22 protein-coding genes and 1 other RNA gene are annotated in these 21,632 nt (G+C 64.6%); 8 read left to right on the top strand and 15 right to left on the bottom strand.

Annotated elements, in window-relative coordinates:
* Window positions 1-64: 64 nt before the first annotated feature.
* Window positions 65-1,414 carry an MFS transporter gene (locus tag M2341_RS12775; RefSeq protein WP_264585498.1) on the bottom strand — a complete coding sequence of 450 codons (1,350 nt, stop codon included), beginning with the start codon at window positions 1,412-1,414 and terminating at the stop codon, window positions 65-67.
* Between the two features lie 289 nt (window positions 1,415-1,703).
* A complete protein-coding gene (locus M2341_RS12770; RefSeq protein WP_264585497.1) occupies window positions 1,704-4,046 on the bottom strand; it encodes an ATP-dependent helicase in 2,343 nt (780 codons plus the stop codon).
* A 106-nt stretch (window positions 4,047-4,152) separates the two neighbouring features.
* Between M2341_RS12770 and M2341_RS12765 the strand changes: the two genes are divergently transcribed.
* Window positions 4,153-4,560, top strand: coding sequence for a hypothetical protein (locus M2341_RS12765; protein ID WP_264585496.1), 408 nt, complete (start codon window positions 4,153-4,155; stop codon window positions 4,558-4,560).
* A 32-nt stretch (window positions 4,561-4,592) separates the two neighbouring features.
* Here M2341_RS12765 and rsmD read toward each other — a convergent pair whose 3' ends face one another.
* Both rsmD and M2341_RS12755 read right to left on the bottom strand, forming a co-directional pair.
* Window positions 4,593-5,135: a 16S rRNA (guanine(966)-N(2))-methyltransferase RsmD gene (gene rsmD / locus M2341_RS12760; RefSeq protein WP_264585495.1), complete on the bottom strand. Its 543-nt coding sequence runs from the start codon at window positions 5,133-5,135 to the stop codon at window positions 4,593-4,595.
* On the bottom strand, window positions 5,132-6,034 hold the full coding sequence (locus tag M2341_RS12755) for a pseudouridine synthase (protein ID WP_264570927.1): 903 nt from the start codon (window positions 6,032-6,034) through the stop codon (window positions 5,132-5,134). The genes rsmD and M2341_RS12755 overlap by 4 nt, the downstream gene beginning before the upstream one ends.
* Before the next feature lie 100 nt (window positions 6,035-6,134).
* On the opposite strand from M2341_RS12755, the gene M2341_RS12750 reads away from it, so the two are divergent.
* Together M2341_RS12750 and M2341_RS12745 are read left to right on the top strand one after the other, a co-directional pair.
* Window positions 6,135-6,572, top strand: a complete 438-nt coding sequence (locus M2341_RS12750) for a response regulator (protein WP_181560256.1) — start codon at window positions 6,135-6,137, stop codon at window positions 6,570-6,572.
* A gap of 94 nt (window positions 6,573-6,666) precedes the next feature.
* The gene (locus M2341_RS12745) at window positions 6,667-8,025 is read left to right on the top strand and encodes an AmpG family muropeptide MFS transporter (protein ID WP_264585494.1); all 1,359 of its coding nucleotides are present in this window, start codon (window positions 6,667-6,669) and stop codon (window positions 8,023-8,025) included.
* A gap of 9 nt (window positions 8,026-8,034) precedes the next feature.
* Here the strand turns inward: M2341_RS12745 and M2341_RS12740 are convergent, their stop codons facing one another.
* The 11 genes from M2341_RS12740 to M2341_RS12690 form a co-directional block, all read right to left on the bottom strand.
* Complete coding sequence (locus M2341_RS12740; protein ID WP_264585493.1) at window positions 8,035-9,372, bottom strand: bifunctional folylpolyglutamate synthase/dihydrofolate synthase; 1,338 nt, start codon at window positions 9,370-9,372, stop codon at window positions 8,035-8,037.
* A 111-nt stretch (window positions 9,373-9,483) separates the two neighbouring features.
* Window positions 9,484-10,338, bottom strand: a complete 855-nt coding sequence (gene accD, locus M2341_RS12735; RefSeq protein WP_264585492.1) for an acetyl-CoA carboxylase, carboxyltransferase subunit beta — start codon at window positions 10,336-10,338, stop codon at window positions 9,484-9,486.
* The gene (trpA, locus tag M2341_RS12730) at window positions 10,335-11,144 is read right to left on the bottom strand and encodes a tryptophan synthase subunit alpha (RefSeq protein ID WP_264585491.1); all 810 of its coding nucleotides are present in this window, start codon (window positions 11,142-11,144) and stop codon (window positions 10,335-10,337) included. Before trpA ends, accD begins: the two co-directional genes overlap by 4 nt.
* Complete coding sequence (gene trpB, locus M2341_RS12725) at window positions 11,141-12,397, bottom strand: tryptophan synthase subunit beta (RefSeq protein ID WP_264585490.1); 1,257 nt, start codon at window positions 12,395-12,397, stop codon at window positions 11,141-11,143. Before trpB ends, trpA begins: the two co-directional genes overlap by 4 nt.
* A gap of 216 nt (window positions 12,398-12,613) precedes the next feature.
* Entirely contained in the window at window positions 12,614-13,225 is a 612-nt protein-coding gene (locus M2341_RS12720; RefSeq protein ID WP_264585489.1) for a TIGR02281 family clan AA aspartic protease, read from the bottom strand.
* A 67-nt stretch (window positions 13,226-13,292) separates the two neighbouring features.
* Complete coding sequence (locus M2341_RS12715; RefSeq protein ID WP_264570920.1) at window positions 13,293-13,937, bottom strand: phosphoribosylanthranilate isomerase; 645 nt, start codon at window positions 13,935-13,937, stop codon at window positions 13,293-13,295.
* 38 nt (window positions 13,938-13,975) lie between these two features.
* Complete coding sequence (locus tag M2341_RS12710; protein WP_264585488.1) at window positions 13,976-14,710, bottom strand: NYN domain-containing protein; 735 nt, start codon at window positions 14,708-14,710, stop codon at window positions 13,976-13,978.
* 5 nt (window positions 14,711-14,715) lie between these two features.
* Window positions 14,716-15,279: an NUDIX hydrolase gene (locus M2341_RS12705; protein ID WP_264585487.1), complete on the bottom strand. Its 564-nt coding sequence runs from the start codon at window positions 15,277-15,279 to the stop codon at window positions 14,716-14,718.
* Entirely contained in the window at window positions 15,276-15,941 is a 666-nt protein-coding gene (locus M2341_RS12700) for a TPM domain-containing protein (protein WP_264585486.1), read from the bottom strand. Before M2341_RS12700 ends, M2341_RS12705 begins: the two co-directional genes overlap by 4 nt.
* Window positions 15,942-15,958: 17 nt before the next feature.
* Window positions 15,959-16,765, bottom strand: a complete 807-nt coding sequence (locus M2341_RS12695; protein WP_264586043.1) for a TPM domain-containing protein — start codon at window positions 16,763-16,765, stop codon at window positions 15,959-15,961.
* Between the two features lie 41 nt (window positions 16,766-16,806).
* Window positions 16,807-17,424, bottom strand: coding sequence for a LemA family protein (locus tag M2341_RS12690; RefSeq protein ID WP_181560247.1), 618 nt, complete (start codon window positions 17,422-17,424; stop codon window positions 16,807-16,809).
* A 143-nt stretch (window positions 17,425-17,567) separates the two neighbouring features.
* On the opposite strand from M2341_RS12690, the gene mscL reads away from it, so the two are divergent.
* From mscL to M2341_RS12665, 5 genes are all read left to right on the top strand, one after another.
* A complete protein-coding gene (gene mscL, locus M2341_RS12685; protein WP_181560246.1) occupies window positions 17,568-17,996 on the top strand; it encodes a large conductance mechanosensitive channel protein MscL in 429 nt (142 codons plus the stop codon).
* A 123-nt stretch (window positions 17,997-18,119) separates the two neighbouring features.
* Entirely contained in the window at window positions 18,120-18,380 is a 261-nt protein-coding gene (locus M2341_RS12680; protein ID WP_264572283.1) for a hypothetical protein, read from the top strand.
* 89 nt (window positions 18,381-18,469) lie between these two features.
* Window positions 18,470-18,860: a transfer-messenger RNA gene (ssrA, locus tag M2341_RS12675) on the top strand.
* A gap of 269 nt (window positions 18,861-19,129) precedes the next feature.
* Window positions 19,130-19,486 carry a tetratricopeptide repeat protein gene (locus M2341_RS12670; protein ID WP_181560245.1) on the top strand — a complete coding sequence of 119 codons (357 nt, stop codon included), beginning with the start codon at window positions 19,130-19,132 and terminating at the stop codon, window positions 19,484-19,486.
* 360 nt (window positions 19,487-19,846) lie between these two features.
* Window positions 19,847-21,565, top strand: coding sequence for a hypothetical protein (locus M2341_RS12665; protein ID WP_264585485.1), 1,719 nt, complete (start codon window positions 19,847-19,849; stop codon window positions 21,563-21,565).
* Window positions 21,566-21,632: the final 67 nt, after the last annotated feature.

Here is a 21,632-nt window from a genome sequence, read left to right as displayed (position 1 = left end):
CAATCCTCCATAAGGCGATCGATCAATTAAAACTTAATTGATAGAGATTTGCAAGGGGCGGACTCTATCCTTCTTTTGCGGGAGCAGCGCCCGCGTGGGAAGGTCGTAAATGAACCTCGGGCGGATCGAAGGTCCGGGCGTTCCGCAATTCAGGGAAAAGGCGCGACCACCACAAGGTGATGGCAATCGCACCGACGCCACCCGCAATCACAGCCGCGATCGGCCCGATGAGCGCGGCGAGAAAGCCCGACTCGGCATCGCCCAGCTCGTTGGAGGCGGAAATCGTCATCATCGATACGCTGGTCACGCGGCCGCGCATGTCGTCGGGCGTGTGGAGCTGGATGAGCGACTGGCGGACGAACACCGAGAACATGTCCGCACTGCCCCACGTCGCCATGGCGAACAGGGCGACGATGATCGCGGTCTGCTGCGGCATGAAGGCGGTGAGGCCGAAGACGATTGTGGCCAGCCCGAAGATGCCGACCGAGAGCATCATCTTCAGCCCGACATTGTGGCGCAGCGGTCGGAAGGAGAAGAAGAGAGCGGTCAGCCCTGCGCCGATGCCCGGCGCTGCGGCAAGATGCCCCAGGCCCTGCGAACCGATGTGAAGCACATCGCGCGCATAGACCGGGAGAAGCGCCGTGGTGCCGGCCAGCAGCACGGCAAAGAGATCGAGCGTGATGGCGCCGAACACCAGCCGGTTGGTGCGCACATAGGTGAGGCCGTCAATGATCTGGCCGATCGGATGACGGTCGCGCTGGCGGGCCGCTTGCGGGACCTTGCCCACGAAGATCATGCCGATGACCGCCATGCCGAACAGCGCGCTGCTGAACATGTAGGCGAAATAGGGCTTGAACGCATAGGCGTAGCCGGCGACGGCCGGCCCGACGATGCTGCCGGCCTGCCAGAACATGCTGCTGAATGCGATGGCGCGGGGCAGCAGGTCCTTGGGGACGATGTTCGGGCCCAAGGAGCCGAGCGCTGGCCCCTGGAAAGCGCGGGCAAAGCCGATCAGCGCGGCGAGGGCGAAGATCAGCGGCAGGCTGATCCACCCTTCATAGCTGGAAAGCGCCAAAATCCCTGCCGAGAAGAGCAGCAGCGAGAGCGTGCCCATGGCGATGCGGGTGCGCGAGTAATTGTCCGCGACGAGTCCCGCAAAGGGGGTCAGCACGAAGACCATGACAAACTGGATGAGGCCGATCAGCCCCAATTGCGCCGCCGACTGCCCGGGAGACATGGTCTGGCGCGCGATGTTGTAGGCTTCCCATGCGATGATCAGCGCCATACCGTTCGATGCGAGGATCGTCGACAGGCGGACCATCAGATAGGCGCGGAAGGCGCCGATCTGAAAGGGATGGGTCGGTGGCTTGCGCCCGGCGGTGCCGTCAGGCTCGCGAGAAGATGGGCTGACCATGCATGTTCCTTGGCGCAAGGCTGGCGACGGCGCAACGGACCAAAACGCGCGCAGGGCAAAGATTTTCGATTGCCGCGCGCCTTCGCTTGGGCGGAACGAAAAAGGCCCGGCAGGAACCCACGCTCCGCCGGGCCGAGTTTGAGCACTGGGGCTGCCAGCGCCCTTCGGGTCGCAGCTCCGCCCTAAGAAAACAGGGTTAATGAGTCATCAGGAAATAAAGCAGCTTGTCATTTTTCCTGGGGCACCTGCGGCGTCATGAACACAATTGTGCCGCCTGAGGTACCGCACCTCAGGCGAGGCTGATGAAGCTGTCCAGAACCCGTTTGGCGCCGGCCTGCTCGAAATCGATTTCCAGCTTGTTGCCCTCGATGCCCGTCACCGTCCCATATCCGAACTTCTGGTGGAAGACGCGGGTGCCGAGGCTGATGTCGCTGCGGCCCTTGTTTCCGAGGCTCACGGCGCTCTGCCGCGCTTCGACGAGGCGCGTCGGCTCGCGCGAGAACTGGCTTTGCGCACGCTGCCAGCCCGGTCCGCGCCCTGAGCCGCGCGCCACATTGGCGAAGGGATCGTCCCGCTCGGACCAGTTGGCGCGCCAAAGGCTTGCGCCACCGGACATGGTGTTTTCCTCGTCCACCGTCTCCTTGGGCAATTCGCCAATGAAGCGCGAGGGGATGGAACTGGTCCACTGGCCATAGACCCGCCGGTTGGCGGCGTGCAGGATCAGGCAGCGCTGGCGCGCGCGGGTGATCGCCACATAAGCCAGCCGGCGCTCTTCCTCCAGGCTGGCGAGGCCGCCCTCATCGAGCGCGCGTTGCGAGGGGAACAGGCCATCCTCCCAGCCGGCGAGGAAGACGGTGTCGAACTCCAGCCCCTTGGCGGCGTGGATGGTCATCAGCGTGACCTTGGCTTCATCGGCCTGCGCCTCATTGTCCATGACGAGGCTGACATGCTCGAGGAAGGCCCCGAGCGTCTCATATTCCTCCATGGCGCGGGTGAGTTCCTGCAGGTTCTCCAGCCGCCCGCTGGCCTCCGTGGTACGCTCGGCCTGCAACGCAGCGGTGTAGCCGCTTTCGTCGAGAATCTGGCGCGCGAGATCGGCGTGGTTCATCGCATTGGCGAGATCGCGCCAGCGGGCGAGATCGCCGATGAACCGCCCTAGCGAGCGCCGCGCCTGCGGGGTCAGCTCGTCCGTGTCGAGAATACGGGCCGCCGCGCTGGTGAGCGGCTCCCCCATGGCGCGGGCGAGGCGGTGCACCTTCTCGACCGCCTTGTCGCCAAGGCCGCGCTTGGGCACGTTGACGATCCGCTCGAACGCAAGATCATCCGCCGGCTGGTTGACGAGGCGCAGATAAGCCAGCGCATCGCGGATTTCGGCACGCTCATAAAAGCGGAAGCCGCCGACGATACGGTAGGGCAGGCCGATCTGGATGAAGCGGTCCTCGAACTCGCGAGTCTGGAAGGAGGCGCGCACGAGGATGGCGATCTTCTCGGCGCCGACGCCCTGCCGTTCCAGCGATTCGATCTCCTCGCCGACGCGGCGGGCCTCTTCCGGCCCGTCCCACACGCCGATGACGCGCAGCTTCTCGCCATCGGCCTCCTGCGTCCACAAGGTCTTGCCGAGCCGTCCGCCATTCTGCGCGATGACGCCGGAGGCCGCGGCGAGGATATGCGGCGTCGAGCGATAATTCTGCTCCAGCCTGATGATCGCGGCGCCGGGAAAATCGCGCTCGAAGCGCAGGATGTTCGCCACTTCCGCGCCGCGCCAGCTATAGATGCTCTGGTCATCATCGCCAACGCAGCAGATGTTCTTGCGCTGCTGGGCGAGCAGCCGCAGCCAGAGATACTGGCTGGTGTTGGTGTCCTGATATTCGTCCACCATGATGTAGCGGAACCGCTGCTGATATTGCTCCAGCACCTCGCGATCGGTCTTGAAGATCGTCAGCATGTGCAGCAGCAGATCGCCGAAATCGCATGCGTTGAGCGCGCGCAGGCGGGCCTGATACAGCGCATAGATCGCCGCGCCCTTGCCATTGGCGAAGGCCTCGCTCTCGCCCGCGTCGATCTCGCCGGGTGTGAGGCCCTTGTTCTTCCACTTGTCGATAAGGCCGGCCAGCGCGCGGGCGGTGAAGCGCTTCTCATCGATCCCCTCGGCGACGATGATCTGCTTCATCAGGCGCAGCTGGTCGTCGGTATCCAGGATCGTGAAATTGCTCTGCAGCCCGACGAGTTCGGAATGGCGCCGCAGCATCTTGGCGCAGACGGAGTGGAAGGTGCCGAGCCAAGGCATGCCCTCGACCGCTTCGCCGATCATTCGCCCCACGCGCTCGCGCATCTCGCGCGCGGCCTTGTTGGTGAAGGTGACGCACAGGATCTCGGAAGGCCAGGCGCGGCGGGTCGCCACCAGATGCGCGAGGCGCGCTGTCAGCGCTGCCGTCTTGCCCGTGCCCGCGCCGGCCAGAACCAGAACTGGCCCTTCCGTGGTCAGCACGGCCTCGCGCTGCGGCGCATTGAGACCCTGGATATAAGGCGGGTCGGCAGGAGAGGGGGCTGGCAAAGGATCGGTCACAGGCGAACAACTAGGGAACGGGTGGGGCGGGGGCAAGGGCCTTGGCGTGCGTTCCGACCGCTTCATCCCGATTACGCCCCCGGCGGTCTGCGGCGGATGGTTCCCGCGGAACGGCTGTCCCGTTGCGGGATTTCCATCCCACAAGAACGATCACTCATAGGAGGATGCGATCATGCGCTTCTCAACCATTCTCGCCTGCGGTGCCGCTTCGGCACTGGCCTTCGCTGCCCACGCACAAGACATGCCGCCTCCGGGTGGCGCGCCGGTCGGCCCACCGTCCGCGACCGCGCCGATGCCGGGCGACACACCCGGGCCGATGCCGGGCGGGACGGACACCATGCCCCCGCCGACTGGTAACCCCATGCCCGGCGATGGCATGAACCCGCCGCCGCCGCCGGCTCCCCCGCCGCCCCCTGCACCCGGCGGCACGATGACGCCGCCGCCTCCGCCCCCCGGTGGTGGTCAGGTTGAGATGATGCCGCAGCGGCCCGTGGAGCAGACCGCTCCGCAGCCCCCGGCAGAATATCCGGTGTGCTCGCGCACCGTGAAGGACGGGTGCAAGAACCCCGGCGGGCGATAATTAACTGAGCTTCTGCTGAGGTCGGCGTCCGTCTAGGTTGCCGGCCTCAGCAGGACCAATTTGGCCTTGCCGACCACGCGCTCGGCATCGCAATCGAAGCCTTTGACCGCGATCTCTTCCCGCTTTTCGGTCTCGATGCTCACCCAGGTGCTGGGGCCGACCCAGCCGAGCCGGGCAAGCTTGTCCAGAGCGACGGCACCCGCGCCGGTGCCATAAGGCGGGTCCATGAAAATCACATCCAGCGGCGCCGACGTGGCGCCAAGCGCAAGAACATCGTTCTGGCGGATGTCGGGGCGCGCAAGTCCGAGCTTTTCGGCATTTTGGCGCAAGGCTGTGATCGCAGCCCGATCGCGCTCGACAAACAGGCATGTCGCCGCCCCGCGCGACAGCGCCTCTAGGCCCAGTGCGCCGGAGCCGGCAAAGAAATCGCCCACCGCAAGCCCTTCGAATGAGCCCAGCCGGCTGGTGAGCATCGAAAACAGCGTCTCGCGTGTGCGATCCGCTGTCGGGCGCGTTTCCTCGCCGATTGGCGCCACCAGGGGCCGGCCCCGCCATTGTCCTGAGATGATCCTCATTTGAGCGTCTTGCGGAACTTGATGAGATCGACCTGGCGCACCTCGGCCACCTCACCCGGCGCGGAATCGCCCAGCACGAAGGGACCGTAGCGAGTTCGGATCAGCCGGCTGACCTTGAGGCCGAGATGTTCGAGCACGCGCCGCACTTCGCGGTTCTTCCCTTCGGTCAGCGTCATTTCAATCCACTGATTGCGCCCTGTCCGCCGCTCCAGATTGGCGTCGATGCGGCCATAGCGCATCCCCTCAATCTCGACGCCCTCGATCAGTTCTTCCAGCTGGGCCTGGCTGATCTCCCCGAACGCGCGCGCGCGATAGGTGCGCTCGACACCGGTGGAAGGCAGTTCCAGCTGCCGCTTCAGCTCGCCATCGGTGGTGAGCAGCAGCAGGCCTTCTGTGTTGAGATCGAGCCGGCCGACCGGCATCACGCGCGGCAGGTCGGCGGGCAGGCGATCATAAATGGTCGGGCGCCCGGCGGGGTCTTTGGCGGTGGTGAGGAGACCTGCGGGCTTGTGGAACAGGAACATGCGGGCCGGTGCGGGTTCTTTCACCGCCACACCATCCACCGTCACGCCGCGCAGCGACTTGAGCAGCGTTGCGGGCGTTTCCACCAGCGTGCCGTTCAGCGCCACGCGCCCTTCGGCGATCATCCGCTCGACATCCCGGCGGGAGGCGACGCCCGCGCGGGCCATCAGCTTGGCAATGCGCTCGCCCTCTCGCGCGGTGCCATCATCGGCGGCCTGGCGCACCTGCGGCGCGACGCGGCCTGCGCCCCGGCGCGCTCTGGGCGGCTGGGCTCGACGATCGGTAGCACCGGCTACAGGGCGCTGGGGACGGCGAGGTCCGGAAGGTCCACGAGTGTTCGACAAAATCTGTGTCCGTTTTTGGGGCGGCTGTGTCATCGCTGCACTGGCGAATCGCAGCCGCGCGACCTAGCGTTTTTGTGCGCCGGGATCGATCCGTTTTCGGTCTGCGGTTTGGCGCAACGGGAATGAGGCGGCAATGTTTTTCTCGAAGGAGACGCAGCGAATACGCCGCATCCTGATCGTCGAGGATGAGCCGCTGCTCGCATTCGATGAAGAACATACCCTCCAGACGGCCGGCTATGAGGTGGTCGCGACGGTCGATCGCTTCCGGGAAGCGACGGCGATCATCCTCGAACAGGGCGCGGTCGATCTGGTGGTAACCGATGTGCGGCTTGCCGGTGTCCGCTCGGGCGTCGAGTTGGCCCGCCATGCCCGCGAACTCGGCATCGCCGTGCTATTCGCGACGGCCACCTGCCCGGAGGAAGCGCGGGATCAGGACATTGCGCTCGGGTGCCTCTCCAAGCCGTTTCTGCCGCGCGATCTTATCCGTGCCATTGGCGTGTGCGAGCGGGTGATCGGCGGGCGTTCGCCTGGCCGGCTGCCGGCGGGGCTGAAGCTCTTCAAGCGCAACTGAGGGCTGCGTTGAGGCGCGCCGGCAAAAACGATGCTTTGAATTCCGGCATAGCGCTCTAAGACTGCGCGTTCAGGCCCAAGCAGTCGGAGTGTGCATGTCGCAGACCCTCATATTCGCCGTGATTGTCGGTGCAGTCGTGGCGAGCGGCTTCTTCGTTCCAAGCTTTCGTCCCTATTTGCGGCCCATGCCGTTCGTCGCGTTCCTGCTCGGCATATCGAGCGGCTTTCCGCTGACGCTGCTGCTTGCGACCATGACCTTCTGGCTCTCCAAGGTCGGCATCGACAAGTCCACGATCGGCTTCGCCATCGGCCTGACGACCCCCTACACGCTCAAATTCCTGTGGGCGCCGCTGGTCGACAAGGTGCCGCTGCCTGTGCTCACCCGCTTGTTCGGGCAGCGGCGCGCATGGCTGTTCTTCATTCAGGCGCTGCTGTTTGGCGCGATCTGGCAACTGGGCGCCAGCGATCCGGCGACCGATCTGGCGCGCTTTGCGCTCTGGGCCATCGCCGTCGCCTTCCTCTCCGCCACGCAGGATATCGTGATCGATGCCTATCGCATCGAAATCCTGAGCGAGCAGGAACTGCCGCACGGTACGGCGATGAACCAGTTCGGCTATCGCACCGGCAATCTGCTGGCCGGCGCTGGGACGATCTTCCTCGCCTCGACCGAGGGCGCCGGGCTGGGCTGGGCCGTCGCCTATGGCATCACTGCCTTTTGCGTGCTCCCGGCAGCGATTGGCGCGCTGCTGGCGGGGACGGGGCGCTATGTGGAGCACCGCGCGGTGCGCGAGGGGCTAGCGATGGGCGACTGGCTCAAGGAGACCATCGTCAATCCATTCCGCGAGTTTCTCTCCCGTCACGGCGCCTTCCTCGTCCTGGGCTTCGTGCTGATCTACAAGATCGGCGATGCCATGGGGCAGGTGATGCTGGCGCCGATGATCGTCGAGCTGGGCTTTACCGACACCGAATATGTCACCGTCAACAAGTTCGTCGGCTTTGCCGCGCTGATCGCCGGGTCGGCGCTGGGCGCGCCGTTCATCGCCCGGCTGGGCATGGGGCGCGCGCTGTTCGTCTCCGGCGCGATGATGATGCTCTCCAACCTGCTGTTCTGCGCGCTCGCCATGGCCGGCCATTCGACGCCGATGCTCGCGCTGGCGGTGGGGGCGGAGAATTTCACCAGCGGCATCGGCCTAACGGTGTTCGTCACCTACCTGTCCGGCCTGTCGAGCCTGGCTTATACCGCGACGCAGTTTGCTTTGCTCTCATCCTTCGCCGCAGTCGGCCGGACATGGCTCTCGACGCCTTCGGGCTATCTCGCCGAGGGGCTGGGCTGGGTCGGTTTCTGGGCATTCACCGTCGTGGCCGCCATTCCGGGCATGATCCTGCTCTGGATCATGTGGACGAAAGGCTTCGTGGTGGAGTCCGTGCGACAGCCCAGCACGCAGGACGATTAGCGACGCGCCTCAGACCGGCGGCTGGTTGTTCGCGACCAGCACCTGCCCGGCCAGATAGAGCGTGCCCGCCATGAGCACGGTGCGTCGCGGCCCGGCGGCGACATCCGTCAGCGCCTCCTGGATCGTGGTGAAGCTGCGGTGCGGTACTTCCCATGCGCGGGCGACCTGCGCGAAGACCTCCGGGCCGTGATGCTCATGGCCGGGCACCGGCAGCGAGCGGATCGAGCGGATCAAGGGACGGAGCGGCTTGAGGAAGCCGGCGACGTCCTTGTTCGAGAGCATGCCGATGATCAGGTCGATGCCCTCATCGGCCAGATGGCTTTCCGTCAGCGCCTCGGCCAGCGCCTTGCCGGCATCGGGATTATGCCCGCCATCGAGCATCAGCGTCCGCCCGGGCAGCATCGCGTTGAGCGGACCGCCTTCCAGACGCTGCATGCGCGCGGGCCAGTGCGCCCAGAGCGGCGCGGCGCGCAGCGCGGCCTCGGGCAATGGCACGGCCTGCTGGTGGCGGAGCATCGCGATGGCGAGGCCCATATTGGATATCTGATGAGCGCCGTGGAGGCGGGGCGTCGGCAATTCGATGCGCCCGGCTTCGTCGCGATAGTGCAATTGGCCCTGATATTCGGCGATGTCCCAGCTCCGCCCGCGCGGTAGATGCGCGGCACCGGCCTTATCGGCCACGCGGGCGATCGTGGCGTTCATCGCTGGGCGATAATGCTGGGTGACCAATGGCGCCCCGGCCTTGGCGATGCCGGCCTTCTCAAAGGCGATGCGGCTCAGCGGGTCTTCCGGCACGTCATGGTCCGGCGCGAGCAGGAAGCTCTCATGGTCGATCGCCAGCGAGGCGATACCGCAGGCGACCGGCGCCTGAATGACGTTCGTCGCGTCCAGCCGTCCGCCCAGACCCACCTCGATCACGCAGGCATCCGCCGGCACGGTGGCGAACAGCATGAAAGCTGCGGCGGTGGTGATCTCGAAGAAGCTGGCGTTCAGATCGCCGCCGATGTCGAGCACTTGCTCCAGCGCGCGGGCGAGCGTGTCATCGTCGATCAACGTGCCGGCAAGGCGAATGCGCTCGTTGAACCGCACCAGATGGGGAGAAGTGAAGACATGGACGCTCTTGCCGTCGGCTTCCAGCGCCGCGCGCAAATAGGCGCAGGTCGATCCCTTGCCGTTGGTGCCGGCCACGTGGAAGACCGGCGGCATCTCCAGATGCGGGTTGCCCAGCCGGCGGACGAGTTCGCTGATGCGCTCCAGCCCCAGCACGTCACGGCCGGGCGAAAGCGCCATCAGGCGATCGAGTTGTGCCTGCACAGCAGGGTGGTCGGAAACGGCGTGGTCAGCCATCGCAGGGCCTCTGGGTCAGGTGCTGCCCGGCCTGCCTTGCCGGGAGACTCGCCCTGCTGCGCAGGTCGGCGAGTCCTCAGGCAGGCGCGGACGGGACGGAAATCGGTGGTTTTATGCCGCTTGCTTCGTCGTCAGATAGCCGATCGTCTTGGCCAGCGTCGCCTTCATTTCCTTGCGATGCGTCACCATGTCAATCATGCCGTGTGCGAGCAGATATTCGGCGCGCTGGAAGCCCTCGGGCAGCTTCTCGCGGATGGTGTTCTCGATCACGCGGGCACCGGCGAAGGCGATCAGCGCATTGGGCTCGGCAATCTGCACGTCACCCAGCATCGCATAGCTGGCAGTCACGCCCCCGGTGGTCGGATCGGTCAGCACCACGATGTAAGGCAGGCCAGCCGCACGCAGTTGCTGCACGGCGACGGTGGCACGGGGCATCTGCATCAGCGAAAGGATGCCCTCCTGCATCCGCGCCCCGCCAGCCGCTGTGAAGATCACATAAGGGCAGGACTGGCGCACCGCTTCCTGCACGCCGGCGACGAAGGCCGCGCCGACCGCCGTGCCCATCGAGCCGCCCATGAAGGCGAAGTTCTGCACGCCGACAACAGCCGGCTGGCCCTCGATCCGGCCGGAGGCATTGATCAACGCATCCTGGTCGCCGGTCTGCGCGCGAGCGGCCTTCAGGCGATCGGTGTAGCGCTTGGAATCGCGGAACTTGAGCGGGTCTTCCTTGACCACCGGTGCGGGCAGGATGTGCATCGTGCCCTCATCGAAGATGTGCGCGAACCGGGTGTGCGGGCCGATCCGGCCATGATGGTCGCAGCGCGGGCAGACCGAGAGATTCTCGTCCCATTCTTTCTGGAAGATCATCTGACCGCAGCTTGTGCATTTGTGCCAGAGATTGTCCGGTGTCTCGGCCTTCTTGGCGATGAAGGGCAGGGCATTGCGAACGCGGTTCAGCCAGCTCATGCGGCTTTCTCCTTCTGATTGAGCGCGGCGCGCAGGGTCGCCACGAAGTCGCGGACCGGGCCAGCGGCCTGGGCGCCATGCTTGCCGACCAGCTCGACGATGGCCGAGCCGACGACGACCCCTTCAGCCACCACGCCGATGGCGGCGGCCTGCTCGGGCGTGCGCACGCCGAAGCCCACGGCGACGGGCAGGTCGGTGGCGGCCTTGAGCTTTGCGACGGCGTACTCGATGCTGGTCTGCGCGGCCTGCTGCAAGCCGGTGATGCCGGCGACGGATACATAATAAAGGAAGCCCGAGGCGCCCTCCAGCACGGCCGGCAGGCGCGCGGCATCCGTGGTTGGTGTGGCGAGGCGGATCAGCGAGACGCCAGCGCCGCGCAGCGCCGGGCCAAGCTCTGCATCTTCCTCGGGCGGAATGTCGACGCAAATCACGCCGTCGACACCCGCCTTGGCACATTCGGCGGCGAACCAGTCGGCGCCGCGTACGGTCATCGGGTTGGCATAGCCCATCAGCACCAGCGGCGTCTCCGGATGGCGGGCGCGGAAGGCGGCGGCGATCTCGAAGATCTTCGCCGTGCTGATCCCCGCCCCCAGCGCGCGCAGATTGGCGGACTGAATGGCCTGCCCGTCCGCCATGGGATCAGTGAACGGCATCCCCAGCTCGATCACATCCGCGCCGCCCGCGACCAGCGCATCGAGCACAGAGGCGGTGTCAGCAGGCGTCGGATCGCCGCCGGTGACGAAGGTCACGAGCGCGGCGCGCCCTTCTGAGCGGGTGCGGGCGAAGGTGGAGGTGAGGCGGTTCATATCTTCGCTCCCAGCGCCTGGGCGACGGTGAAGATGTCCTTGTCGCCGCGGCCGGAGACGTTGACGACGATCAGCTTGTCCTGCGGCATCGCCGTAGCCTCCGCCTCCAGCGCGGCGAGGGCGTGAGCGCTTTCGAGGGCGGGGATGATGCCTTCCTGCTGTGAGCAGAGCTGGAACGCATCCAAAGCCTGCACATCGGTCACCGGCACATAGCGCACGCGGCCGCTCTCGTGCAGCCAGCTATGCTCGGGGCCGATGCCGGGATAATCGAGGCCCGCCGAAATCGAGTGCGCCTCGGTGATCTGGCCGTCCTCGTCCTGCAGCAGATAGGTCTTGTTGCCATGGAGGATACCGGGCTTGCCGCCGGTGAGACTGGCGGCGTGCTTGTCCGTATCGATGCCGTGGCCCGCTGCCTCGGTGCCGACCATCGCCACATCGGGATCGTCCAGGAACGGGTGGAACATCCCGATTGCATTGGAACCGCCACCGACGGCCGCGATCAGCAGGTCGGGCAGGCGCCCTTCGGCAGCCAGCATCTGCTCGCGGGTTTCCTTGCCGATCACGCTCTGGAAGTCGCGCACCAGCTCGGGATAGGGATGCGGACCTGCGGCAGTGCCGATAATGTAAAAGGTGTTCTCGACCGTCGCGACCCAGTCACGCAGCGCTTCGTTCATCGCATCCTTGAGGCTTTGCGATCCGCTGGTGACGGGGCGCACTTCGGCGCCGAGCAGCTTCATGCGGAAGACGTTGGGCTGCTGCCGCTCGATGTCCTTAGCGCCCATGAAGATGGTGCACGGCAGGCCAAAGCGGGCACAAACGGTCGCCGTCGCCACGCCATGCTGGCCGGCGCCGGTCTCGGCAATGATCCGCGTCTTGCCCATGCGGATGGCGAGCAGGATCTGGCCGATGCAATTGTTGATCTTGTGCGCGCCAGTGTGATTGAGCTCTTCGCGCTTGAAATAGATCTTGGCGCCGAAACCGGGCTTGGCGCGCTCGCGATAATAAGCGGTCAGCCGTTCCGCGAAGTAGAGCGGCGAGGGGCGGCCGACATAATGCGTCATCAGGCCATTGAACTCGGCTTCGAAAGCCGGGTCTTCCTTGGCGGCGCGATACTCGCGCTCCAGGTCAAGGATAAGCGGCATCAGCGTCTCGGCCACATAACGGCCGCCGAACTGGCCGAAATGGCCGCGCTCGTCGGGCAGGGCGCGCAAGGAATTGGGGCGGGAATTGGGGAGGGTGGTTGCAGCAGTCACTGTGCGTCTCTCTTGGTCACTGGGGTCGGGTCGCGTCGAAAGGGTCGAGCGATCAGCGCCATCGTGTCCCGATGCATCTGGCTATGGCAGGCAGTGTCATCATTCCCAACCGCTTTGCAGAAGGTCGCGGCCTTGTCCACCGCATTGACGCATTCGGCGGCTGGCCTTTGGGGCAGTCTGGCGAGCGGCGCCCGCTTTGCCCTCGGTCCTGATCCATCAGGTCGGCGGGGCGGGCACGAGGATCAGGGTTCGCTCCTCCACGCGCCAGGAGGCCAGTTGGGAGAGAAAGTTCATCCCCAGCACGTCCATGTCGCCCAGCGCGGGCGAGATCACGACCTTGAGGTTTTGGGCCGTCAGCGGGCCGATCGCGAGGCGCTCGACGGTGCCGGTTTCCGCCTGCACCGTCCCGTTCGCTGTCTGGAGCACGACCGGCAGCAGGCTGGCTCCCCGGGGCACGCCTGCCAGGTCTGCCGTCCCCGTGGACAGCGCTGTGACGGTGGCGCCGCTATCGATGAGCATCCGCCGGTCGACGCCATTGATTTGCGCCGTCGCCCAGAAATGGCCGTCGGGCGACATCCGGATGCGCACCTCGTCGCCCACGACTTGCTGAGAGTCGACGCCCAGCCGGCTGCTGAAGCGGGACAGGGACGGGTCGAATGGCGCCTGCTGAAACAGCACGAACAAGGCAAACGCCAGCAAGGCGAACGAAAACAGGGCGCGCAGAGCCCGTCCCACATAGGGGATTTTGAAGATCAGAATGAGGATCAGCGCCGCACCGCCCGCGTAGAGCGCAAGGTGAAGCCATTCGGGGTTGGTCGTCATCGGCATGAAAGCTCAACCGCAATCACGTGCATTCGATCCCGCACAGCGTCCGCGAACCGCCAGGGCGCCCCAATCAGCTAGCCTGCGCCGCACGGCAAAAGTTGGCGATCTTGGCCACATCCTTGACGCCCGGCGCGCTCTCGATGCCGGAAGAGACATCCACCAGCGGCGCGCCAGTCAGGCGAATGGCATCGGCGACATTCTCCGCATCCAGGCCGCCAGAGAGGCCCCAGCGCAGCGGCGGGCGATGGCCGGCGAGGAGGCGCCAATCAAAACGCAGGCCCATGCCGCCGGGCAGAGCCGCACCGTCCGGCGTCTTGGCATCGTAGAGCAGGAAATCGGCCGCGCCCGCATAAGCCGCACCAGTGGCGAGATCGGCGGCGGTCTTCACGGAGATGACTTTCCAGACCTGCAGCCCGGTGCGCTGGCGGATGGCCGCAGCCCGTTCCGGCGTCTCGCGGCCATGCAACTGGGCGATCTCCATGCCGCCGGCAGCGACCAGTGTATCGATCAGATCATCGCTCGGATCGACGAGAACACCCACCCGCTTCACATGGGCCGGCACCCGCGCGGCGATGAGGCTCACCCGATCGGGCGCGAGATAACGCGGACTGGGCGGGAAATAATTAAGGCCGACATGGCTCGCGCCGCCACGCACGGCCGCATCGATAGCCTCGGCGGTCTTGACCCCGCAAATCTTGATGGCGACTCGTGACATGGCGGCGGGGTGTAGCGAGCTTCTGGCCTGTTGGAAATTCAGCGCACGCGCCGCACGAAAACAGCGCCATCCTCGCGCTGCTCGGTGACGAAATTGGGCAAGGAGGCGATCAGCTCGGAAAGGCGGGAAAAGCCGTAGCTGCGCGCATCGAAGGACGACCGATTGGCAGCCCGCTGCCCAAGCTCGGAAAGGCGGGCAAAGCCGCGCTCATCGCGCTTGGATGCTTTCCACGCATCTCCGAGCAGCTTTACCAGTTCCTCGTCAATGGGTGGCTTGGCCTCGACCGGCACTTCGTCGGCTTCACTGGCGGCGAGCGCGCCGAGGTCGATAAACCGGGTGCAGGCCCTCTGAAAGCCGACGGGAGCCTTGGCGTTGCCAAAGCCATAAACCGGCAATCCGTTCTGGCGGATTCGGACAGCGATGGGCATGAAATCGCTGTCGCTGGACATGATGCCGAAGCCATCGACGCGACCGCCATAGAGCAGGTCCATGGCGTCGATCGTCATCTTCATGTCCGTGGCATTCTTGCCCTTGGTGAGATCGAATTGCTGTTGCGGCTCGATGGCCTGCTGAAGCACGAGCCCCGCCCAGCCTTTGAGCGCGGGCTTGGACCAGTTTCCATAGGCGCGGCGAACATTGACCGTTCCAAGGTCGCCCAGGATGGTCAGCACGGCATCGAGGTCGTCAGGGCGAGAATTGTCTGCGTCGATCAGCAGCGCAATGTTGCGGGCCTCTGGATTGTCCCCGCCCGGCGTCATCTTCCGATCGCCCATCGCTATCACTCTCCCGCCATAAGAAACGCGCCGCCGAGCAGCGTGAGTAGCTTTACGTCCACCGCATAGCCTTCCGCGCGGCGGCCTGCGATCCAGTCGGCGAAGCCGGCGAGCGGGACGCGGTGAACGCGGATGTCCTCGCCGGGAACGCCGCCGCCGTCGCCCACTTTCTCAAGGTCGAAGGCGCGGAACAGGGTGAAGCTTTCGGAGACCATGCCCGGCGAGCTCCAATATTCGCCCAGATCCTCCACGCGGCCTGCGCGATAGCCGGTTTCTTCCTCCAGCTCGCGCGCGGCCGCGAGGCCCGGCTCTTCGCCAGCCGACTCGTCGCCCACCAGCCCGGCGGGCAGCTCGATACATCGGCGCCCGAGGGGGACGCGAAACTGGTCGACCAGCAGAATATGGCGCCCGTCCGTGCCCTCATCCATGGCGATGATGACGGCGGCGCGGATGCCGCGAGCGCGCGAGACATATTCCCACCGCCCGCGCCTCTTGGCGGTGATGAACCGGCCCTCCCACACGGCTTCCTCGGGGAAGCGGAACTCGTCTTCAGGGGTGGCGTCGCTCACAGTTCGATCAGCCGATCCGGCAACTCATTGGGATTGTCGGCGCTCTTGGGGCAATGTTCGGCAAGGATGAGGCCGGCCTTCTCGATGGCGAGCGCCATGCCTTGCGCGATGCGCCCGGCGCGCACTTCGTCGATCATCGCAGCCATTGCTTCGCCCCAGACTTCCGGCGACACGCGCGAGGCGATGGCTTCGTCTGCCACGATTTCCGCGCGATGCTCATCCAGCGAGAGGTAGAGCAACATGCCCGTAAGGCGGCGGGTCCGCGCCTCGGCCGAAGTACGGAACAGCAGCAGAGCGCGCCGCCGCACCCGCCGCGATTTGGTCGCGCCGGGCGTCGCCAGCATCCGCAGCGCTGGGATCGCCAGCAGATAGCGCATCACGAGGAAGTGCAGGCACATCTGCCCGAACATCAGCAGGTAGAGCAGGTGTCGCGGCAACTCATGATGCCAGCCGCCGGTCAGGCCGATCAAGGCATGCTCATAGGCTGCGGGGAAAGCGGCAGCGACCAGCGGCACCAGCAGCATGAACAGCAAGGACCAGTGCAGCCCGACATCATGATAAGCATCCGACCGGCGCGCGACAATGGTCACGATCTCCGCGTCGGTCTTCAGTTCGGCCTTCGCCACAGCATCGGTGACGATGCGATGATCGGCCTCGCTCATGGAAATCCGCCTGCCCATCACCAGCCTCCGCTCGCGCCGCCGCCACCGAAGCTGCCACCACCGCCGGAAAAGCCGCCACCGCCGCCCCAGCCACCGCCGCCACCCCAGCCGCCGCCATCATTGTCGCGACTGTTGAGCGCGCTGCGAATGGCCGCTTCCGCCCCCCAGATGATGATGGGGTGGATGCCGCCGCGATAGCGCCGGCCGCCGCGCAACCGCCCGAAAATGGGCAGCACGACGAAGAAGAGAATGAAGATCGCGAAGAAGATCGCCGGCCCGAAGCCCTTGCCCGCCTGGCGCTTGTCCTGCTCGGCCGCAGCCGAGGCGAGCTTGCGCTGTTCTTCGGGCGGCAGTTCGAGAATGCGCACGATCTCGGCGACGCCCGCGCTGATGCCGCCCGGAAAATCCCCGTCGCGAAAGCGCGGCGTGATGACATCGCGGATGATCCGGCCAGACAGTGCGTCTGTCAGGATCGGCTCCAGGCCGTAGCCAACCTGAATGGTCAGCCGGCGCTCGTTCGGTGCGACCAGCAACAACACGCCGCTGTTGGTGTCCTTCTCGCCGATGCCCCAGGCGCGGCCAAGCCGATAGCCATAATCGCTGATCTCATAGCCATTGAGGTCCGGCACGGTCGCCACGACCAGCTGGCGCCCGGTGGTCTTTTCCAGCGTTTCGGATTGCTGGGTGAGAGCTGCCTCTGTGGCGGGGTCGAGAATGTCGGCGCCGTCCACCACCCGCCCCGTCAGCGCCGGAAAGCTCTGGGCAAGCGCCGCATCCGGCCGCAGCACAAGCAGCGCAACCAGCAGCAGCATGAAGCGCATCAGCGCCGGCACGATGGCCGGCGCGACAGGGCGGTGGGAACGGGTCAATTGCCGTTGAACATCGCGCCGACATCCGGCGTGGTGTCAGCACCGGCCTTGGCCTCGAAGGGCGTCAGCGGCTTAGCGCCATGGATCAGCTTGGCGCCGATCATCTCCGGGAAGGTGCGGATGCGCGTGTTATAATCCTGCACCGCGAGATTATAGTCGCGGATCGAGATATTGATGCGGTTTTCCGTGCCCTCGAGCTGGGTCATCAGGTCCGCGAAGCGCTCCTGGCTCTTGAGGTCGGGATAGCGCTCGACGGTGACGAGCAGGCGGGAGAGGGCGCCGCTCACATTGTTCTGCGCAGCCTGAAACGCCTGGACCTTGGCCGGGTCGCTCAGTTGATCTGCAGTGACCTGCACCTGCGTCGCGGACGCGCGGGCACTGATCACGCCTTCCAGCGTCTCGCGCTCGATCTGCGCGGAATTGCGCGCGACCGCGACGAGATTGGGAATAAGATCGGCCCGGCGCTGATAAGCCGCCTGCACGTCAGCCCATTTGGCCTTGGCATTTTCCTCGGCGGTGGGCACCGAATTGATGCCGCAGGCCGCCAGCGCCAGCGGCAAGGCAAGCAGCAGAAACATGCGCAGTGCTTTGAATGGCGATGAAAGCGTGGCCATGGCGGTCTGTCCCCTCATAAGGCGGTGTATCGCTTGAGTGATACGCTAAATAGGGTGTTGATTGCCCGCCCGCAACGGGCTTAGCTGCCCCGCATCATCGAAATCCATCATCAGCAGCCCGCAGACGGCAGGGGAGAAACACGATGCTGACCGAATTCAAAGCCTTCATCGCACGGGGCAACGTCCTCGATCTCGCCGTGGGCGTCATCATCGGCGCGGCCTTCGGCGCTATCGTCAGTTCGGTGACGGACGATCTCATCATGCCGGTCATCGGCGCGCTGCTCGGCGGGCTGGATTTCTCCAACTACTTCGTTCCGCTGGCCGCCGTCCCCGCCGGGACCGAACCGACGCTGGAGGCCATGAAGGCTGCGGCGGTGCCGGTCTTCGCTTATGGCTCGTTCATCACGGCGGTGATCAAATTCTTCATTCTGGCGTTCGTCATTTTCCTGATCGTGCGGCAGGCCAACCGCTTCTTCGTTAAGAAAAAAGCGGAGGAGGTTGCAGCGCCTGCTGGGCCCTCCGAGGTCGATCTTCTCAAGGAAATCCGCGACGTTCTGAAGGCGAAGCCCTGATCGGTCCGTCGCATCGCGGTGAACGAAAGGTTGCCGAGCCGGGAACCTTTGTCGCTGCGGGGGTTTTGTTTGCAGTCTCGTGACAGATGGCGGGACCTAACAGGAGACAGACGCGTGAAACCCATGATGATCCTTGCCGCTGCAGGCGTAGCCCTGACGCTGGCCGCATGCGATTCCAAGGAAGCGCAGAACGTCGAAGATGCCTATGACAACCGGGCGGACGCGATTGACAACCAGGCTGACCAGCTTGAGCAGGCGAGCGACCACATGAACGGCGCTGCTGAAGACCGCGCGGAAAACGCCGTGGATCGTCTTGAAAATCGTGCGGATGCCGTGCGGAACATGGGCGACGAGAAGGCTGACGCGATCGACGCGGCCAAGTGAATTGCCAATTGATCTAAACGCTCGCTGAGCGTTTGGTTCGACCGGCCCGGCATAGTCCACAGGGATTATGCCGGGCTGTTTGCGTCTGCGGGCTTCTCAACCGCGAATTGATCCCTATATGAGGATTTGCCGGCTTGTCCGGCTATGGCGATAAACTGCGGCGTGTAATAGGCGCAGCGGACCCGGGGGCGGTACCCGGCGGCTCCACCAGAAGTGGCTCTTCCTTTCAGGAAGAACTGTTCCTGACGGGGCCGAACTAGGATCGACGTGTGTTGAAAAGCGCTGTTTTTGCCCGGGCTGAGTAACCCGTTCAAGGCTCAAAACCCATAAGTGCCAACGATAACGAAGCACTTGCTCTTGCAGCGTAATTGAGGGCCTCACGGCCTGACATTACCCTAACAGAACGCGGTTGGACCGAACCGGGCAACAGAATCGGATTCCAGCGGCACGGGGAGCGCCGGGCAACAGAAGCTCCCCACCTCAGCCCTTCTCGCACAGCTTTTGAAGACCTGACTTCTGCGGGGCGTTGCTTCGCGGCTCTGGCGTTTCGCGCCCTGAACGTTGCTGCGAAGCGCAGAATCATGAATATTACAGAATTATGACAAAATGCTGATCTCGTACGTACACACGAAAAATCATGACTATCCCTATGATTTTTTTAACTTAAAAATTTTTGTTCGAATATTGATAGCGAGTCATAAAACTGAAATACTCTCGGTCAGATTTCAAAAGATACGAGAGGAATTGTCATGAATTTCAAGATTTTGATTGCAGGAGGCGCCGCGCTCGCGGCACTGGGCTGCACAGGCGCGATCGCTCAGACCGGCGGCGCCACGGGCAGCTATGCCGCCACCGCCATTTCTGCCGGAAATCTGGACGAAGCCGAGCGCTTGCTGCAGCCGGCCAGCATGACCGATGCTGCGGATCCCGCTCGGCTCATCAACATCGCGACGGTCTATGCGCGCACGCAGCGCAAGGCCGAGGCGCGCGAGGCGCTGATGCGCGTTCAGTCGCTTCCCGCCGAGCAGCTCGATCTGGCCGATGGCGCCAGCTATTCGAGCCACGCCGTCGCCCGCACCCTGCTGGCGCGCCTCGATCAGCATTGAGGCCGATCCGGCTTCCGGCCGGACATCATCCCGAAAAGGTGCGCGGACGCGGGTCTTGCGCACCTTTTTTCTATGGAGGGGAACGGCGAGCCCGCCACCGGCAGCTCCAATGCCGTACATCATCCCGCTTCCGAAAGCCGGGCCGATCTTCGCGACCTAACCCTTGCGTCCGCCGCTGCCCTACGTCCCTGCAATAAAACTGACATGAATCCGTCACTCGGATGACGCGGGGATTGCATCCCGCTGTCACACTCATCGCCTAGCTGCCGCGCCGAGGGCGCAAGGGGGACTTCACAGAGTCGCTACTCCCGTTGGCCGTCCTGCAATCGAAATCCGGAACATCCGGCAGCGGAGACGACGATGAAACTGATCAATCGGACAATCAACTTCATGCTGGCAGGCGTGGCCCTGCCGCTGCTCGCCGGTTGCGGTGCGAGCGAGATCGCATCCCCGGGTACGGGCGGTATCGTGATCAACAATCCAACGCCCACCCCCACGCCGACTCCCATACCGACGCCGACTAACTCGGTCACCGCGGCGCTCGGCTGTCCGACGATCAACAATCCCACTCAGCTGACTGACTCGGGTACGATCTCCGGACCGACCGGAACGTGGCGCGTCTGCTCGCTGCCCGGCGTCATCAGCCGCAACCTGACGTTGGAGAAGATTCCCGGTCTCGTTTATTATCTTAACCCGGCCATCAACAACGGCCGCGTGGATGTCGGCTGCGACGGGGGTTTCTCCGCGCCAAGTTCTGGCTCGCCCCGCGAAAGTACCACGGTCGGCTGTCGCGCAAGCGAGATCGCGGGTCTGGGCCTGCAGAGCTCAGTCGCTAACGGGTCGGGCCAACTGATTGCAGACACCAACGTTACACTGACCATTCAGCCGGGCGTAATTGTCATGGGCCAAGGCGCGGCTTTCCTTGCGGTCAACCGTGGTAACAAGTTGGTCGCCGAGGGCACGCAGACGTCACCGATCATCTTCACCAGCCGCGACAACGTGCTCGGTCAGGAAACCGACACATCGATCGGTCACTGGGGTGGCGTGATCTTGATGGGTCGCGCGCCGGTCACCGACTGCAACTTCGGCACCGTGGGCGTCGATTGCGAGCGCAACACCGAGGGTTCGGTGAACCCCGCGCGGTTTGGCGGCAATGACCCGACCTACAATGCGGGGTCCATGAAATATGTCCAGATTCGCTTCTCTGGCTTTATCCTCAGCGGAAACACCGAACTGCAGGCGCTCACGACCGAAGGCATCGGTAGCGGGACCAAGCTTGATTACATCCAATCGCACAACAGTTCGGACGATGGCGCTGAGTTCTTCGGCGGTGTCGTGAAATTCAAGCACTATATCGCAACCGGCGCCGACGACGACAGCCTCGATCTGGACACGGGTGCGCAAGGCGCTTTCCAGCATGTCATGCTGATCCAGCGTCCGGGCCAGGGTGATGCACTGTTCGAGATCGACAGTGATGGCAAAGAGACCGACGCACCGCGCTCGAAGCTGTACGTTGCGAACTTCACAGCCCTTCAGTCGCAATCCAGCACCAACAACGAAGCCAACGATCTGGCTTCGTCGCTGTTCCGCGGCAACTCGGATACGACGCTGGTCAACGGCGTCATGGTGACGCCGAATAACGAATGTATCCGTCTGAACGGGTCAGGCTCGACGGCGGATCGTGCCACTCTCAAGGCCTATTCGGTCCTGCTCCAGTGCAACAGCGCCAAATTCCTGGGCAACAAGAGCTCTGACTCGAACGCCGCCCGCTATACGGCTGCGGACGTGGCTCTGGCTTTTGGCGCCGGGTCCAACGGCAATAACGACGCCTATACGTCGTCGCTGACTAGCCTGTTTATCAACGGTGCCGCAGAAAACGCAGTCGCGGGAACCGATCCCAAGACGATCGCCGGCCTGAGCACGGACTTCCGCGACTTCTTTGACAGCACGACTTATGTCGGCGCCGTCAAGGACGCGAACGACACGTGGTACAAGGGCTGGACGTGCAACTCGAGCTACGCGCAGTTCGACGATACGAGCAATACGAACCGGAACTGCAGCTCGCTTCCGACCACCTGATCGGTTGCCCGAAGCCTCACTGTTGAGCGGGGTGCGGCGCTGATCGTCGCACCCCGCCGTGACACCG

Source organism: Sphingobium sp. B7D2B, assembly GCF_025961895.1.
Classification (GTDB): domain Bacteria; phylum Pseudomonadota; class Alphaproteobacteria; order Sphingomonadales; family Sphingomonadaceae; genus Sphingobium.
This window is presented reverse-complemented; position numbering and strand designations above follow the sequence as displayed.

Bases quoted from the DNA above. Each gene is read 5' to 3' on its own strand.
- M2341_RS12775 (WP_264585498.1), bottom strand. From the start codon at position 1,414: ATGGTCAGCCCATCTTCTCGCGAGCCTGACGGCACCGCCGGGCGCAAG.
- M2341_RS12770 (WP_264585497.1), bottom strand. From the start codon at position 4,046: ATGAAGCGGTCGGAACGCACGCCAAGGCCCTTGCCCCCGCCCCACCCG.
- M2341_RS12765 (WP_264585496.1), top strand. From the start codon at position 4,153: ATGCGCTTCTCAACCATTCTCGCCTGCGGTGCCGCTTCGGCACTGGCC.
- rsmD (WP_264585495.1), bottom strand. From the start codon at position 5,135: ATGAGGATCATCTCAGGACAATGGCGGGGCCGGCCCCTGGTGGCGCCA.
- M2341_RS12755 (WP_264570927.1), bottom strand. From the start codon at position 6,034: ATGACACAGCCGCCCCAAAAACGGACACAGATTTTGTCGAACACTCGT.
- M2341_RS12750 (WP_181560256.1), top strand. From the start codon at position 6,135: ATGTTTTTCTCGAAGGAGACGCAGCGAATACGCCGCATCCTGATCGTC.
- M2341_RS12745 (WP_264585494.1), top strand. From the start codon at position 6,667: ATGTCGCAGACCCTCATATTCGCCGTGATTGTCGGTGCAGTCGTGGCG.
- M2341_RS12740 (WP_264585493.1), bottom strand. From the start codon at position 9,372: ATGGCTGACCACGCCGTTTCCGACCACCCTGCTGTGCAGGCACAACTC.
- accD (WP_264585492.1), bottom strand. From the start codon at position 10,338: ATGAGCTGGCTGAACCGCGTTCGCAATGCCCTGCCCTTCATCGCCAAG.
- trpA (WP_264585491.1), bottom strand. From the start codon at position 11,144: ATGAACCGCCTCACCTCCACCTTCGCCCGCACCCGCTCAGAAGGGCGC.
- M2341_RS12720 (WP_264585489.1), bottom strand. From the start codon at position 13,225: ATGCCGATGACGACCAACCCCGAATGGCTTCACCTTGCGCTCTACGCG.
- M2341_RS12715 (WP_264570920.1), bottom strand. From the start codon at position 13,937: ATGTCACGAGTCGCCATCAAGATTTGCGGGGTCAAGACCGCCGAGGCT.
- M2341_RS12710 (WP_264585488.1), bottom strand. From the start codon at position 14,710: ATGGGCGATCGGAAGATGACGCCGGGCGGGGACAATCCAGAGGCCCGC.
- M2341_RS12700 (WP_264585486.1), bottom strand. From the start codon at position 15,941: ATGAGCGAGGCCGATCATCGCATCGTCACCGATGCTGTGGCGAAGGCC.
- M2341_RS12690 (WP_181560247.1), bottom strand. From the start codon at position 17,424: ATGGCCACGCTTTCATCGCCATTCAAAGCACTGCGCATGTTTCTGCTG.
- mscL (WP_181560246.1), top strand. From the start codon at position 17,568: ATGCTGACCGAATTCAAAGCCTTCATCGCACGGGGCAACGTCCTCGAT.
- M2341_RS12680 (WP_264572283.1), top strand. From the start codon at position 18,120: ATGATGATCCTTGCCGCTGCAGGCGTAGCCCTGACGCTGGCCGCATGC.
- M2341_RS12670 (WP_181560245.1), top strand. From the start codon at position 19,130: ATGAATTTCAAGATTTTGATTGCAGGAGGCGCCGCGCTCGCGGCACTG.
- M2341_RS12665 (WP_264585485.1), top strand. From the start codon at position 19,847: ATGAAACTGATCAATCGGACAATCAACTTCATGCTGGCAGGCGTGGCC.